Consider the following 16,077-nt stretch of genomic DNA (forward strand, 5'->3'; position numbering starts at 1 on the left):
TCGTGGCTCAGCCGGTCGTGGCTCAGCCGGTCGTGAAGGTGAAGCCGTCGATCTCGTAGAGGGCACCGCTGCCGCCCTTGAAGACGAGGTAGAGGGTGGTGGTGTCGCGCGGTGCGCGGGACAGGTCGGCCGAGACGTCCTGGTAGGTCTCCCAGCCGCCGGTCACGGGCACCGTGGCCTTGCCGAGCAGGGTGCCGGTGGCCGAGCCCGCGCGGACCTCGAGGGTGCCGCCCGCGCCGGCGGAGGCGATCCGCGCGGTGATCTTCGTGGCGTCGCTCAGTACGTAGGGCTTGAAGGCGATCCAGTCGCCGTTGTCGATGTCGCCGACGACCTTGGCGCCCTGGGCGGTGTCATGGCCGACGACCGTCACGCCGGAGCTGGTGCCGAAGTGCTCGGCCTGGCGGTGGCGGGGCTGGAGGACGTGTCGGTCGTGCGAGGTGAGCGGGGCCTGGCCGCCGCCCCCGCCGTCGGTGTACTCGGCGTCCAGGACGCCGAAGATGTTGGCGTCCTCGTCGTGGCCGCCGTCGGCGCTGGACTGGATGGTGCCGGAGCAGCCGTTGGCCGAGGTGAGCGGGTGGCCGTGGGTGTCATGGCCGAGGATCAGGGTGACCTTGACCTTGTCGCAGTCGATGGTGCGGCCGTCCTCGGGGTCGGTGACCTTCACCTTGAACGGGATGGTGTCGCCGAAGCTGAACAGCTGCCCGTCCTTGGGCGTCTCGAGGACGACCTTGGGCGCGGTGTTGCCGACGACGATCTGCACACTGGCGCTGCCGGTGCGGCCGGAGGGGTCCTTGGCGGTGACGGTGGCGGTGTAGGTGCCGTTCTTTGAATACTTGTGGGCGGGGTTGGCGGCCGTGGAGGTGGCGCCGTCGCCGAAGTCCCAGCTGTAGGTGAGCTTGTCGCCGTCCTGGTCGGTGGTGCCGGCCGAGGAGAACTGGACCTTCATCGGGGCCTGGCCCGAGGTGCGGTCCGCGGCGGCCTGGGGCGACGGGGAGTGGCCGTCGGTCGCGTTCTCGATGCGGTACAGCGCCGAGTGCTCGTCGCCGCCGAACCAGGCGGTGCCGTAGTCGAGGACGTACAGCGCGCCGTCCGGGCCGAAGGCCATGTCCATTATCTGGGTGCCGCTCCAGGGGATGTCGTTGATCGACTGCACCGTGCCGTCGGCGTCGCTGCTGATGCGCTTGATCCAGCGGCGGCCGAACTCACCGGCGAAGAAGTCGCCGTCGTACGCCTCGGGGAACTTCACGGGAGAGTCGAGGGCGGCGTCGTAGTGGTAGACCGGGCCGCCCATCGGGGACTCGGAGCCGTCGCCGAACTCCGGTACGGATCCGCCGTTGTACGGAATCCAGGCGGCCTGCGCCGGGGGCAGATCGGTCAGGCCGGTGTTGTTCGGCGAGGTGTTCTTCGGGGCGGAGCAGTCGAAGGCGGCGCCGGAGGTGCGGGTGGCGAAGTCGAAGTCGACGTAGGCGTCGTTGGCGCCGGTGCAGTACGGCCAGCCGAAGTTGCCGGGGCCGGTGACGCGGGCGAACTCGACCTGTCCGGCCGGTCCGCGGTTCGGGTCGGCGGCGCCTGCGTCGGGGCCGTAGTCGCCGACGTAGAGGATGCCGGTCTTCTTGTCGACGCTGAACCGGAACGGGTTGCGGAAGCCCATCGCATAGATCTCGGGCCGCGTCTTGTCGGTGCCGGGCTTGAAGAGGTTGCCCTCGGGGATGGAGTACGAGCCGTCGGCCTCGACCTTGATGCGCAGGATCTTGCCGCGCAGGTCGTTGGTGTTGCCCGCGGAGCGCTGGGCGTCGAAGCCGGGGTTGCGGTTGGCGCGTTCGTCGATCGGGGTGTAGCCGTCCGACTGGAAGGGGTTGGTGTCGTCGCCGGTCGACAGGTACAGGTTGCCGGCCGCGTCGAAGTCGATGTCGCCGCCGACGTGGCAGCACAGGCCGCGGGTGGCGGAGACGTCGAGGATCTTCTTCTCGCTGGCGGTGTCGAGGGTGCCGTCGGCCTTCAGCACGAATCGGGAGAGGCGGTTGACGCCGTCGAAGGGTGCGAAGTCGGCGGCGGTGCCGGTCTCCGGGGCGTCGCCCGCCGGGGTGTTCAGCGGGGGCGCGTAGTAGAGGTAGATGAAGCGGTTGTCGGTGAAGCCCGGGTCGACGCCGACGCCTTGCAGGCCCTCCTCGTCATGGGAGTAGACGTCGAGCTTGCCCGCGAGTTTGGTGTTGCCCGCGGCGTCGGTCAGGCGCAGTTCGCCGTCGCGGGAGGTGTGCAGGACCGAGCGGTCGGGGAGGACGGCCAGCGACATGGGCTCGCCGACCTCCGCCTCCCCCTTGGCGAGGGTGACCTGCTGGAAGTCCTCGGCCGCCGCGGCCTTCTCCTGGCCGGTGACGGCTGCGCCGGCCTGGGGGGTGGTGAGGGTCAGGCCGGCACCGGCGAGGAAGGCGCCGCTGAGCAGCGCGATCGCCTTGTGCAGACGCGATCTGCGGGTTCGGGGGCGGGTGCGGGTGATGCGGTCGTTCCCGTGCACGAAATGCCTCCAGAATGGGGCTGGTTGTACGGGCGGGCGCGTACGCCGGGATGCGCCGTCATCCCGGAGTTCTGGACAACTGACCTGGTTGACCGTGGTCAGTTGGAGAATGTGGCATCGAGGGAGGCCGACGGCGGCTTGCAGCCGTGGGCCGGAGGGCCGGTGTCAGGGCGTGTCGCGCCTGTCGTCGGCGCGGCGCCGAGCAGGCGTGCGTGGATGAGAAGAGGTGGTCGCTGAGGCGGGTGGGAAGGGGTGGTCGCTCAGGCGGGTGCGAAGAGATGGTCGCTGATCAGCCGGGCCGCGCCGGTCACTCCGGCGGTGGAGCCCAACTCGCCCAGGACGATGGGGAGATTGCCGGTCGCAAGGGGCAGCGACTGGCGGTAGACCTGGGTACGGATCGCGGCGAGCAGGGTGTGGCCCAGGCCGGTCACCCCGCCGCCGATCACTAACAGACCGGGGTTGAAGAAGGAGACGAGGCCGGCGATGACCTCGCCGACGCGGGTGCCGCCTTCGCGGATCAGCTCCAGTGCGGTGGTATCGCCCGCGGTGGCCGCGGCGGCGACATCGGCGGCGGTGAGGGTGCCGTTCGTCGCCAGCCGGGCCGCGAGGTCGGTGGACAGGCCCTGTTGGGCCACCTGCACCGCGTCGCGGGCCAGCGCCGCACCACTGAAGTGCGCTTCCAGGCAGCCCCGGTTGCCGCAGGCGCAGGGCCTGCCGCCGGGCACGGCCTGGATGTGGCCGATGTCGCCCGCGCTGCCGGTGGTGCCGCGGTAGACCTGGCCGCCGACGACGATGCCGCAGCCGATACCGGTGCCGATCTTGACACAGAGGAAATCGGCGACGTTGCGAGCGACTCCGGCGTGCTGTTCGCCCATCGCCATGAGGTTCACATCGTTGTCGACCATGATCGGGCAGCCGAGTTCCTGGCTGAGCGCTTCCCGTACGGGGAAGCCGTCCCAGCCCGGCATGATCGGCGGGGCCACCGGTATGCCCTCGGGGAAGCGGACCGGTCCGGGAACGCCGATGCCGGCGCCGTCGAAGCCCTCGGCGAGCCCGGTGGCCTTCAGCTTCTCGGCCATGTCCAGGACTTGCTCGAAGACCGCCACGGGGCCCTCACGGACGTCCATCGGCTGGTTGAGGTGGCCCAGGACCTCCAGCTCCGCGTTGGTGACGGCGACGTCGACCGATGTCGCGCCGATGTCGACGCCGAGGAACCTCAGGCCCGGGTTGAGCCGGACGTTGTGGGAGCGGCGGCCGCCGCGCGAGGCGGCGAGCCCGTCGGCCACCACCAGGCCCGTCTCCAGCAGCCGGTGCAGTTCCACGGCCAGTTTGGAGCGGGACAGGTCGACCTGGTCGCCCAGCTGGGCACGGGAGTTGGGGCCGCCGTCGCGCAGCAGCTTGAGCAGGCGTGCCTGGTGGGCGCTCGCCGGTCGTGCCGTCATGCGTCTCACTGTCCCCTCCCCGCCCAGATTCCGCCCCAGTGCCGGGCTTTCGTAGGGAACGTAGCAGCGGCTGCTGGACCTGGGAAGAAGTTGTGCATGGATTACTGCACACTTTCTCCACTCACAGGACAAAGATCGGTTGGACGCAGCCCGAAGAACGGCCATGGTCACCGCCGGTAAGATCGCCAGGATGACGGGCACGCCGCGACTGAGGGTTCCGGTCGGCGCCGACGCGGAGCGGTGGGTGACCCGGGCGCAGTGCCGTCGGGTGCTGCTCGTGGTGCACAACGTCACCTCCGCGACCCGGCTGTTGGACGTACTCCCGCTGCTCAGCGGCGACCTGCGGGTGCAGCTGCTGGCGACGTGCACCCAGTCCTCACCCTTTCTGGCCGGGGTGCCCGAGCTGCTGGCCGCCGCGGGGCTGCCGGTCCTCCCCTGGGAGCAGGCGAAGGACACCGCCGTCGACCTGGCGGTGTCCGCGAGCTACGGCGGCCAACTCCACGCACTGCAAGGCGAGTTGGCCGTGCTGTCGCATGGCGTTGGGTACAATAAGAAGCTCGCAACACCGGACAACACCGGACAACACCGGTCTTCGGGTTGGGGCCCGAGTGGCTGCTGCACGACGGCCGCCCCATCGCCTCCGCCACCGTCCTGTCCCACCCCGAGCAGCTGGACCGGCTCGGCACCGCCTGCCCGGAGGCGGTGCCGACGGCCGTCCTCGCCGGAGATCCCTGCTACGACCGCATCCTTGACGCCCTCCCGTACCGCGAACGCTTCCGCCGCGCCCTCGGGGTCGCGCCGCACCAGCGGCTGGTCGTGGTCAGCTCCACCTGGGCGCCGCGCTCCCTCTTCGGCGACGGCGACACCGAGGGCAACGGCGAAGGCGATCTGCTGCCCTGGCTGCTGCCCCGTCTGGCGGCCGAGCTGCCGGCCGACGAGTACCGCACGGTGGCCGTCCTGCACCCCAACATCTGGAACGGGCACGGCCCCGGGCAGGTCCGGGGCTGGCTGGACCGGGCGCGGCGGGCCGGTCTCGGCCTGATCTCCGAACTGCACGGCTGGCGGCAGGCCCTGATAGCGGCGGACTGCGTCCTGGGCGACCACAGCAGCGTCACGTACTACGCGGCATCCATCGGCAGGCCCGTCCTCCTCGGCGCGTTCCCCGACGGCGACCTCGACCCCGACTCGCCGGTCGCCGCGCTCGGCCGGACCGCCCCGAAGCTCCGCCCGCACGGCAGCCTGCGTGCGCAGATCGAACGCGTCGTCCAGGGCCACGACCCGGGCCGCTACGCCGAGTTGGCCACCCAGACCACATCCGCGCCGGGCCGCTCCGCCGGTCTGCTGCGCCGCCTGTTCTACGACCTCATCGGCATCCCCGAGCCCGCCGACCGCCCCGCCCTCCTCGACCGGCTGCCGCTGCCGCCGTACGAGCCCGCCGAACGCACCGCGCCCGTACGCGTCCTGACCCGGCTGATCGACACCGAACCGCCGACGGTCGCCGTCACTCGCTACGCCGACGCCGCCCACGAGCCGGAGGACCCGGACGCCGACGCCGCGCACACGGCGGTGCACGAGGACACCCAGGACGCCGGGCGGCTGAGCGTCGCGGACGTCGTCGTACGGTACGGCGCGGAGGACGACCCCAGGGTCGGCCCGCCCGCCGCCTGGACGGCGGAGGTCCTGGCGTGCCATCCGCACTGCGCCCTGGCCGTGTATGTGACCGGCCCGGACCGCTGCACGGTGTACACCCGGCAGGGGGATCTGGTGCGGCTGACGGCCGCCCCGGACGAGACCGGCCGGGCCGACCTGTGCGACCCGGCGGCGTACGCGTCGGCGCTGCTGGCCTGGCTCGGGGCCAAGCCCCTCGGCGCGGCGCAAGCGGAGCTGACCGTGGTCACCGGGGCGGCACACCACCGCGTCGCGGTGGAGCCACTGGCCTAGAGATCGCTGACATCTGCTCAGGCGACCTCCAGCTCCGCCAGCCGCGCGCGCACGCGGGCGACGGACGCCTCGTCGCCCGCCGTCTCGTACAGCGCGACCGCCGTACGCAGATCACCGGCCTCCCCGGCCGGGTCGGCCAGCGCCCTCGCGCAGCGGGCCCGCATCTCCGCGGCGTCGGCGTGCTGGAGTTCGGCGCCCTCTCGGCCCATGGTGGCGATGGCCTCGTCGAGGCAGACGCGGGCCGCCTCGGCGTCACCGGCATCCAGATGCGTCTCGCCCAGACTCATGTACACCCGGCCCTCGTTGTACAGATCGGGCTCGGGCAGGGCCCGGAAGTGGGCCAGGGCCTCATGGAGTCGGCGCACCGCCTCGCCGTACCGCTCCTGTCCGCGCAGGGCCCGGCCGGTGTGGTGGTCGAGCAGCGCCAGGGCGCGGGGCACATCCGCCGCGCCGTCGTCCCCCGGGCCGATCCGCCCCAGCACCTGCCGGGCCTCTTCGAAGCTCCGCTGTGCCTCGGGGTATCGCCACTGCTTGAGCCGCAGCAGTCCCAGCGCCTCGACGGCGCTCGCCTGGCCGCGGTGGTGCCCGGCCCGCTCGTCCGCGGCGGCGGCGTTCAGCAGGGCCTCCTCGGCCTCGGCCCAGCTTTCGAGGCCCATGTGGGCGAAGGCGAGCTGGACCAGCATCCGGCCCTCGGCCCGCGGGTCGCCGAACTCCGCGGCGCTCCGGCGGGCGGCCGCCACGCCCTTCAGGTGGGTCTCGACCCACTGCTCGTGGAAGCCGAGGCGCAGATGCAGGCCCCACATCGCCTCGCACAGCTGCCAGGCGAGTTCGTCGAAGCCGTGGTGCTCGGCGGCCCGTACGGCCGCGGCCAGGTTCTCGCGTTCGGCGCGCAGTTCGGCCAGGGCGAGGCGGCCGGCCGGGTGCATGGAGTCGCGGTCCGCGGGCGGCGCCAGCCGCGCGTAGGCGGGGCCCAGCCGCCAGCGCCCGGGAATGACGCGGAGGTCGGCGGCCGCCGCGAACCCCAGGTACCAGCCGACGACGCGGCGCACGGCCGCCGCCCGGTCGGCGTGGCGGTCCTCCGCCTCGCCGCGCCGCGCGGCGTGGTCGCGTACGAGGTCGTGGAAGCGGTAGCGCTCCTCCCCCACTTCCTCGAGCAGATGGACGCCCGCCAGTTCGTCGAGGAGCGCCCGCGCCTCGTCGTCGTCCGCCGCGTCCACGGCCTTCCGGGCGGCCCCCACGGAGATACCGGGCCACGGCCACACCCCGAGCATCCGGTACAGCAGGGCCGCCCGCGGGCTCAGCTCCCCGTACGTGACGTCGGTGGTGAGGTCCACCGCGGCCCGGGCGGACCGGTCGTCCATGGACAGGGCCTCCTGTTCCCTTCGGTGTGCCCGCTCGGACAGCTGCCGCTCGACGGTGTCCCAGGTGAGGTGTTCCCGTACGGCGACGCGGGCGCCCGTCTCGCACAGCGCGAGCGGAATCCCGCCGCACCGCTCCGCGACCGCCGCGACACCGGGGCCGGGCCCGCGTCCGGCCGTCGCGTCCCGGCCCACGATGCGGGTCAGCAGCCGGACCGAGTCGGCGGTGGTGAGCGGGTCGAGCCTGATCACCTTGGCACCCGGATCGGCCGCGAGCCGGTCGAGGCGGTAGCGGCTGGTGATGATGGCCAGGGACTCCGGGGCAGCGGTCAGCAGCGGCCTGACCTGCCGTTCGGAGTGGGCGTTGTCCAGTACGACGACCATGCGCCGCTCGGCCGCGCAGTCGCGGTAGAGCTCGCTCAGCCGCCGCTCGTCGGCCGGCAGCCGGTCGGTCGGCACCCGCAGCGCGTCCAGGAGGCGGACCAGCGCCTCGGAGGGGGTCAGCGCCGTCGTCGCGGACTGCCCTTGCAGATCGATGTAGAGCTGGCCGTCGGGGAAGCGCTCGGTGAGCCGGTGCGCGCAGTGCACGGCCGCCGCGGTCTTCCCGATGCCGCCGGGCCCGACCAGCACCACCACCGCCGGGACGCCGTCGGCCCTGTCCTCGCCGTCCAGCACCCGGGCGATCTGGTCCGGCAGCGCCTCGCGGTCGGTGAAGGCGGCGTTCGCGGGCGGCAGCATCCGCGGGCGGGACGCCCCGGGGGCCACGGCGGGGACGGCGCGCGACCCCAGCCATCCGGTCTCCCGCAGCCAGGCCGTCACATCGCGGGCGAAGCCGGGAGAGGTGCGGGAGCTCTCCCACAACTGCCGGGCCAGCTCGCGCCGCTCCTCGTCGGTGGCGGGCAGCAGGGACGGCTCGTCCGCGCGGACGCCGGGGTCCCGATCAGCGGACGCCTCGGGGTCGGGGTCCTGCGGCGTCCCGGGCTCGGGGTCCTGCGGCGAGCCGGGGTCAGGATCCGCGTCGCGGCGCCGCATCCTCCGTACGAGCCCGGCCAGCGCCTCCGAGCTCCGCCGCCCCATCTCCCCGCCCGCGCCCGACAGGGCGCCCGAGGTCACCGTGGTGACCGCCGAGGCCACCGCCGCCATCGTGAACGGCTCCACAGCCCACCCCCAACTCGCGTCTGTACACACGGTATCGGGAAGGTCGCGATCATCGGGGAGACCGCGCTCAGCCCATGTCGCACGTCCTGCGATACGACTTCTCCGGGATCAGCTGCTTCCACTCCTCGCGGGTCAGATCGCGGGAGAGCGCCGAGCACAGTTGCGTCGCGGTGCGCCGGGGGTCGGTGTTCCACAGCCTGACGGTGCCGTCGTCCCCCGCCGTGGCCAGCGTGCGGCCGTCGGGGCTGAAGGCGACCGATCTCACCTGCGCGGTGTGGCCGGTGAAGGTGGCCAGTTGCTTGCGGCGGGCCACGTCCCAGAGCATGACCGAGGTGTCCGCGTTGGCGGTGGCGAGGGTACGGCCGTCGGGGCTGAACGCCACCGCGAACGCGGGTCCGGTGTCAGCGGCCAGGGTCGCCAGGCGGGTGTGCCTGGCCACGTCCCACAGCATCACCGTCTGGTCGATACCGGCGCTGGCCAGCGTGCGGCCGTCGGGGCTGAAGGTCACCGCCCGCACCTGTCCGGTGTGGCCGGTGAGCGTGGCCACGCGGCTCCGCCGGGCCACGTTCCACAGGGTCACCCTGCCGTCGTAGTTGGCGGTGGCCAGCGTACGGCCGTCCGGGCTGAACGCCACCGCGTTCACGCCGCTGCCCTCGGTGCCGGTGTCCGCGGTGAAGGTGGCGAGCCGGGTCCCCCGGGCGGCGTCCCACAACATAACTTTCTTGTCCGCGGCGCCCGTCGCGATGATCCGCCCGTCCGGGCTGTAGGCCACGTCAAGGACCCGGGCGGTGTGACCGGTGAGGGTGACAGGCCGTCGCGGGCCCGCGCGGCCGGCGAGCGGCCACAGCATGAGCGTCTGGTCCTTGGGGCTCGGCGGCCGGGAGGCGGGCCCGGTCGGAGTGTCCTGGGAGATCCCGGTGACCGTGGCCAGCGTACGGCCGTCCGGGCTGAACGCCGCCGATCTGACGGTTCCGTGGCCACTGGGCAGCACGGCGCGCGGGGTGCGGTGGATGACGTCCCACAGCACGGCGGACCCGTTCTGGCCCGCTGTGGCGAGGGCGCGTCCGTCCGGGCTGAACACCACCTTGTTGACCCGGTCGGCGAGGCCGGTCAGCGGGATCCGGGTGGGATCCCACAGGGTGATCGAGCCACTTTCCCCGGCCGTGGCGAGGAGGGTGCCGCTCGGGTCGTAGGCGAGGCTGTAGATGTTGGTGCCGTGTCCGACGAGGGTGGCCTGGCGGGTGTGGCGCTCGGCGTCCCAGAGCATGACCGTGTGGTCCTGTCCGCCGGTGGCCACCGTGCGGCCGTCGGGGCTGAAGGCCACCGCCCTGACCTCCGCGCCGTGCCCGACGAACCTGGCCACCGAGGTGCGGCGCCGCACGTCCCACACCCTGGCGGTGTAGTCCTGGCTGGCCGAGGCCAGCAGCTTCCCGTCGGGGCTGAACGCGACGGCGTCCACGGACCGGGTGTGGCCCCGTAACACGGCCAGTTGCTCACCGGTCGCCGCGCTCCACAGCCGCACCGTACCGTCCGCACTGGCCGTGGCCAGCAGTTTCCCGTCCGGGCTGAACTCCACCGCCCACACCATGGCACGGTGGCCGGTGAGGGTGACCCGCCGGGAGCCGCTTGTGACATCCCACAGGATGACGGTGCCGTCGTCGCTCGAACCGGCCACCGTACGGCCGTCCGGGCTGAACGCGACGCTCTTGACCGGCCCCCGGTGTCCGGTGAGGGTGGCCGTCTTCGTACGGTGCGCCACATCCCACAGCACCACCTTCCGGTCGTCGCCACCCGTGGCCATCCGGCGCCCGTCCGGGCTGAAGTCCACCGCCCGGAGCCAGGTGGCGTGGCCGGTGAGGGTGGCCAGCCGGGTGTGGTGGCGGGCGTCCCACAGCACCGTCTTCCCGTCCCGGCCGACGCTGGCGAGCGTTCCGTCGGGGCTGAACGCCACTTCGGACACGGCGTCGGCGTGGCCGTTCAGCTCGGCCTGGTAGGAGCGGCGCGCGGACATGCTGAGCAGGGCCCCGCGCGCCTCGGGCGTGGGCGCGGTGCGGTACGCCTCCACGGCGAGCAGCATGGCGGTACCGGGCCGCGAATCGCCCAAGTTCAGTGCTTGCGCCGCCAGTTGACGGGAGGTGGCGACCCGCTGGGCCTCGACGGCGCTGTGCCGCTGCCGTACGGCCACCACACCGACGGCCGTGACCACGACCAGGAGCACCGCCAGACACGCCGCGAGAAAGGCCAGCCGTCGGGCGCGGCGCGCGGCGGCGGCCCGCTCGCCGTCCGCCAGGCCGATGCTCGCCTCCAGAAACGCGCGCTCCACGGTGTTCAGTTCGTCGAGGGCGCCGTCACGCGCCGCCCACTCGCGCGCCACCGCGAGCCGCGTCCCCCGGTACAGCGCGCCCGTCTCGCGCCGCAGCTCCTCCCAGGCGCGCGCGGCCTCGGTCAACTGCCGGTGCGTACGGAGCCGTTCCCGGTCCTCCGCCACCCAGCCGCGCAACCTCGGCCACGCCGTGATCAGGGCCTCATGGGCCAGGTCGACCGTGTTCTCGTCCAGCGTGATCAGCCGGGCGCGGGCCAGCCGGTCCAGGACGGCGGTGGTGTCGGCGGTGGTGTCGGTGGTGGTGTCGGCGGTGGTGTCGGCGGTGGTGTCGGCGGGGTCACCCCAGTCGAGTTCTGCGCGGTCGACGCCGCGGCGGGTGTCCTGCGCCCCCTCGCCCGGTGTGATCAGCCGGAGCAGAACGCGGCGGGCGAGCGACGCCTGGGCGGGGGTGAGCCTGGCGTAGACGTCCTCGGCGGTACGGGCCACGGCCCCGCGCACCCCGCCGACCGCGTCGTACGTGGCCTCCGCCAGCGTCCGGCCCTTCCGCCGCCGCCACGCCTCGAGCAGCACGTGGGACAACAGCGGCAGCCCGCCCGGCTCGCCGTCAACCTCGGCGATCAGGCGTGCGGTCAGGGAGCGTTCGACGACCAGGCCCGCCGCCGTGGCCGGTTTGACGATGACGTCGCGCAGCTCGTCCGCGGTCATCGGGCCGATGAGCAGGGTGGCGTCGCGGCAGGCTTCGGCGAGTTCGCGGTGTTCGGCGCAGTGCCCGAAGAAGTCCGCCCGCACCGCGACGACGACCCGTAACCCGCTTCCGGCGCGGCGGGCGTCCAGTAATCGGTCGACAAACGCCTTGCGTTCGTCCGGGTCGCGGCAGAGGGTGAAAACCTCCTCGAACTGGTCGACGACGACCACCGTCTCGCCCTCGCCGCCCATCGGTGCGAGCGCTTCGGTGTGTGTGCGAGGGTGTTCGCCCGGGGCGAGGATGCGGACGGCGGCAGGCCGCTCGTACGGCTCGCCCGCACTCTCGTACGGCTCCTCGGCACGGCGCTCATGCGGCTCGGGCGGGTCGCGCGGCTCTTCGGGGCCCCGCAACCGGGGGATCAGACCGGCCCGCAGCAGCGAGGACTTCCCGCTCCCCGAGGCCCCGACCAGCACCACGAACCGGTGCGTGCGGACCAGGCCCACGAGGTCGTCGACGAGCCGGTCCCGGCCGAAGAACCGCTCGTGGTCCCCCGGTTCGAACCGCGCGAGGCCCTGGTAGGGCGGCTCGGCGTCGTCGTCCTCGACGGCCCGCAGCGCGATCTCCTCGGACGTCTGCCGCCAGTGCCGCTCCCACTCCTCGCGGTCCCCGCCGCACGCGGCCACATAGGCGAGGGTGACCTCAAGCGAGGGCAGTTGCTCCCCGGCGGCGGCCCGCGACAGGGTCGAGACCGTGTACGGGGTGCGCTGCGCCATCGCCCGGTACGTCGGTCCGCCGGCCTCGGACCTCAGCTTGCGCAGCGCGAACGCGAAACGCTGCTCGGGGCCCGCGCCGGGGTCGAGCGGCCTCTCCTGGCGGCCCATGGCTCCCCCTCAGGTGGCCTGTCTGAGGGGGAACTTAGACACATGGGACGGGGGGGGACAAGGGTGGTTGGCGCCATCTCGACGCCCCAATGTCCGGCCCCCGCTGACCTGCGGCAGACCTCGTCGGACGGCCGGGGTGAACGTGGAGTGACCGGAGCCCACCGTATAGATGGCGCGGCCGTTACGAACACCCTCGAAGCGCGGCGCGGACGCGCCGTCCGGGCCCGCGCCACGGGCCTTGGGTGCCTGGCCGCCGGCGAGTGGAACCTCCACTTCGGCGGTGGTGTTGACCGGGATGTCGACCTTGACCTCGGTGCCGTGCGCGGTGGTGTTCCAGCGGATCCCGACGGTCCCGGCCCGCGTCCACACCGTGCCCTCGGCATGGGTCAGTTCGGTGTCACGCGGTGGCCGGATCCGCAGCGTGGTGGCGGCCGTGCCGGTGACGTTCAGCCCGAGCAGATCCTGCTGGAGGTCCACCAGGGCGGTCGCGCCCCACCCGTGGGACAGGCTCTGGCCGTCGTCCGGCGCCTCCCACGACTCCCAGGTGAAGGTGCCGCCCCGGGCGAGGATGTTGGCCCAGCCGAGCGAGGTGCGGTCGGTGAACCGGGCCAGCACCTGGTCGTCGCGGCCCGCCCGGTGCAGGGCCGTGAGCAGCCAGTTGGCCGTCATCGGGCCCATCTGGAGCTTGAGCGAGACGAGGTGGCCGGCGATGGTGTCCACGCTCGCCTCGGGCGCGATACCGAAGGCGATGGCGTACGCGTTCGCGATCTGCGAGGCGTGCGCGCTCTGGCCGCCGTCCGCCTTCAGCCCGTCGGTGTAGAGGCCGTCCGGGCGGCGCAGCCGGTCGTTGACGGCTTCGGCCACCTTGGCGGCGTCGGCGCGCAGCGCGTCGGCCTCGGCCTTCGGCCGGCCGAGTGCGGTGGCCTGGTCGGCGGTGCGCCGCAGGGCGTCCACGGCGAGGATGTTGACGGTGGTGCGGGCCGTGGTGTCCGTGTCGTAGCCGTACCGGTTGGGCCAGTCGATGATGCCGTACTGATAGGCGCCGGAGCCCCCGGCCAGCTTGGTGACCAGGCCGGTGGCGGGGTCGATATAGCGACGGATGTAGTCGGCGATGGCAGCCGAGGCGGGGTAGGTGGCGGCGAGCGTGGCGGTCGCCGGAGCCCCGGTAGTACTCCCAGACCCAGCCCGGGAACATCTCGGTGTAGTCGGGGATGTCCCGCTTGCCGTCGCCGTTGGGGTAGACGGCGTTCATCCGGCCGTCGGGCCAGTACCGCTGCTGCGACTCGGCGAACTCCCGGATCGCCCTGGCGGTGAGCGCGCGGTCGCCGGAGCCGGCCATCAGGGCGCGGGAGACGTCCACGGAGTCGCCGAGGAACTGCCCCTTCTCCCGGGTCGGGGTGTCCAGGAACTGCTCCTGCGAGTCGTACAGCGCGGAGCGCCGCATCAGCTCGGCCACCGCGTCCAGGGTGGGGTCGGAGCTGTGGAAGGTGGCGGCGCGGGCCGGGTCGGCGTCGGTGTGCTGGACGACGGCGGCGAGCTATTGAATCGATTCAACAGCGGAGATCATTGTGCCGGCGCGGATGCGGGGATGAGAACCCACCGGAACCCGGAAATCTGTCAGGTGCAGCTCAGGGGCGCGCGGTGGGCTCGACCGTGACCCGTTCGACGGGCTCCGCCGGACCGCGGGTGTGACGGGTGAGGCGCATCGCGATACACGCACCCACGTACAGCCCGGCGACGACGAGAAGCAGCGCCTGATAGCCGGTGACCAGGGCGAGGTATTCGAGCGTGCCACCGGTGAGGGCGCCCAGGAGGTTCGCGCCGAAGGCGGCCGTGGGGTCGGGGGCCGCCGCCAGGCGGTCGGAGAAGATGAGGTTGGCGCAGAAGATCGGCGCGAAGGCCAGGGCGATCGCCGCGATCAGCCGCGCCGCGACCGGCAGCCCGAGCACCCAGTGGGTCGGGACGAGCCAGGACACGGCCAGGGTGGCGAACAGCAGCAGTTGCAGCACGGACTGGTTGACGCGGCGCATCCGGCGCCGGGTCTCGACCGCGCCGAGCACGGCCAGCATGACACCGGCGAAGACGATGGCGTTCACCAGCCAGGTGGTGCCGAAGTATAGGGCGAACCCGATCACGTTCTTGGTCTCGAGCAGCATGAAGGCCGCACCGAGCAGAAACATGTCGGTGTATCTGACGGTGCGCCGGACGCGAACCCCGGTCAGCCGCACCGACACCACGGTCACCAGCAGGATCGCGCCCAGCACCCAGAGATAGAGGCTGGGGATGGTGCGGTGCAGCAGATACGGGAAGGGGTGGTCGTCGGTGGCGGCCGCGGGCACCGGGCCCGAGGGCCGCCAGGCGGTGGCGCACCGCTGGTCGCCGGGGGTCGCACCGGCGACGAGGATGGCGGCCTTCTTGCCGCCGTAGTGGGTGATGCAGGGCGCGTGTCCGAAGACCGTGCTGAGGGTGGAGCCGTACCGGTCGATCAGCCAGTTCTGCCGGTAGTAGTTGTACATCGCGAACGCGCCGCCGGGGGCCAGATGGCGGTGTGCCGCCTCGAAGGCCTGCCGGGTGAACAGATAGCTCTCCAAGCGGAGGTTGCTGGCGCCGGACACCAGGGTCAGGGAGTCCGGCAGGGCGAGGACCACCAGGTCGTAGCGGGCGTCCGTACGCTCGAGAAAGGCCCGCCCGTCGTCGATGTGGACATGCACCCGGGGGTCGTCGTACGGCCGGTCGGGGTGCAGATCGGCGCCGATCTGCCGGAGCCTGGGGTCGATCTCGACGGCGTCCACCCGCTGGGCGCCGTGGGCGAGCGCGACGGCGACGTCATTGCCGTTGCCCGCGCCGATGACCAGGACGCGGCGGTGGGGGTTGGCCGGGGTCTCCCGGTACGGCTCCTCGTACGGGGAGTCGGAGCGCCGCAGCACCTTCAGCGGGGCGATGCTCTGATGCGGAACCCCATTGGCGGAGATCTTGTAGTCCCGGCTGCCCGAGCTCGGCCGCTTGAGCTCGATCTTGTAGTACGGGGACCAGGAGATCCCGCTCGCCAGCGACTCCAGCGTCAGCGCCGCCACCACCGCGGCCAGCGGCACCGCGTACCGGACGGTGTTGTGCCGCCCGCCCAGCACCAGCAGCGCCACCGCGGCCAGAACCCCCCACACCACCGACGGGGCGCGCAGCCAGGACAGCGCGGCGAACGAGAGCGAGCCCGCCAGCGAGCCCAGCAGGTCGTAGCGGTAGGCGTCCAGCGACGGCAGCTGCCGGAACAGGTCCGCCGTCATCTTGCCGATGGCCATCATGATGAGCGCGACCAGCCCGAACAGGATGGGGAGAGTCACCCACTGGGGCAACCCGGTGGTCTTCACGGCCGTGAAGTAGATGACCTCGCCGCTGGTCTGCCGCACCTGTACGGGAAACTCCCGCACCAGGACCACAAGGACGGCGAGCGGTACCGGCGCCCAGCGGATGAGCCACTGCCCGCGCCCGGCCGGGATCAGGAAGCCCAGGCCGATGCCGAGGAACGAGCCCAGCAGGATGAAGTTCGAGAAGTAGCTCAGGTGGACGATGTTGGCGCCGGTCCACCTGATCAGCGCCAACTCCACAAAGAGCATGGTGGCGCTGGCCAGCACCAGCCTCGGGCGCAGGTTCCGCGTTCGAGCGCTGTCGTCCATGCCTGGACGGTGTCATCCGAGCAGGGGCAGGTCGAGCACCCCCGGCGGCACATGCGCCACCTGGCAGGCGCGCGTCACCTGATGGGGCCAACCCCGCTGTCGG

Annotated in this window: 7 protein-coding genes and 1 pseudogene; 1 reads left to right on the forward strand and 7 read right to left on the reverse strand. The window is 72.6% G+C overall.

Annotation, left to right across the window (positions count from 1 at the left end; genetic code table 11):
* Positions 1–22: 22 nt before the first annotated feature.
* Together ACH4U7_RS16565 and ACH4U7_RS16570 are read right to left on the reverse strand one after the other, a co-directional pair.
* A complete protein-coding gene (locus ACH4U7_RS16565) occupies positions 23–2,515 on the reverse strand; it encodes a PQQ-dependent sugar dehydrogenase (RefSeq protein ID WP_398528617.1) in 2,493 nt (830 codons plus the stop codon).
* A 260-nt stretch (positions 2,516–2,775) separates the two neighbouring features.
* Positions 2,776–3,957 carry an ROK family protein gene (locus tag ACH4U7_RS16570; RefSeq protein ID WP_398528618.1) on the reverse strand — a complete coding sequence of 394 codons (1,182 nt, stop codon included), beginning with the start codon at positions 3,955–3,957 and terminating at the stop codon, positions 2,776–2,778.
* Between the two features lie 597 nt (positions 3,958–4,554).
* Here ACH4U7_RS16570 and ACH4U7_RS16575 point away from each other — a divergent pair.
* A complete protein-coding gene (locus tag ACH4U7_RS16575) occupies positions 4,555–5,898 on the forward strand; it encodes a hypothetical protein (RefSeq protein ID WP_398528619.1) in 1,344 nt (447 codons plus the stop codon).
* Between the two features lie 17 nt (positions 5,899–5,915).
* Here the strand turns inward: ACH4U7_RS16575 and ACH4U7_RS16580 are convergent, their stop codons facing one another.
* The 5 genes and pseudogenes from ACH4U7_RS16580 to ACH4U7_RS16600 all read right to left on the reverse strand — a co-directional run bounded on the left by ACH4U7_RS16580 (position 5,916) and on the right by ACH4U7_RS16600 (position 15,974).
* Positions 5,916–8,414 (reverse strand): ATP-binding protein, encoded by a 2,499-nt coding sequence (locus ACH4U7_RS16580; protein ID WP_398528620.1) that lies wholly within the window; start codon positions 8,412–8,414, stop codon positions 5,916–5,918.
* Between the two features lie 67 nt (positions 8,415–8,481).
* Positions 8,482–12,303: a hypothetical protein gene (locus ACH4U7_RS16585; protein WP_398528621.1), complete on the reverse strand. Its 3,822-nt coding sequence runs from the start codon at positions 12,301–12,303 to the stop codon at positions 8,482–8,484.
* A 9-nt stretch (positions 12,304–12,312) separates the two neighbouring features.
* Complete coding sequence (locus ACH4U7_RS16590) at positions 12,313–13,416, reverse strand: alpha-L-rhamnosidase C-terminal domain-containing protein (protein WP_398528947.1); 1,104 nt, start codon at positions 13,414–13,416, stop codon at positions 12,313–12,315.
* Between the two features lie 91 nt (positions 13,417–13,507).
* Positions 13,508–13,747 (reverse strand): annotated as a pseudogene (locus ACH4U7_RS16595) (hypothetical protein); the annotation flags it as partial.
* 184 nt (positions 13,748–13,931) lie between these two features.
* Entirely contained in the window at positions 13,932–15,974 is a 2,043-nt protein-coding gene (locus tag ACH4U7_RS16600) for a spermidine synthase (RefSeq protein WP_398528622.1), read from the reverse strand.
* Positions 15,975–16,077: the final 103 nt, after the last annotated feature.

Source organism: Streptomyces sp. NPDC020845 (assembly GCF_044334165.1).
Classification (GTDB): domain Bacteria; phylum Actinomycetota; class Actinomycetes; order Streptomycetales; family Streptomycetaceae; genus Streptomyces.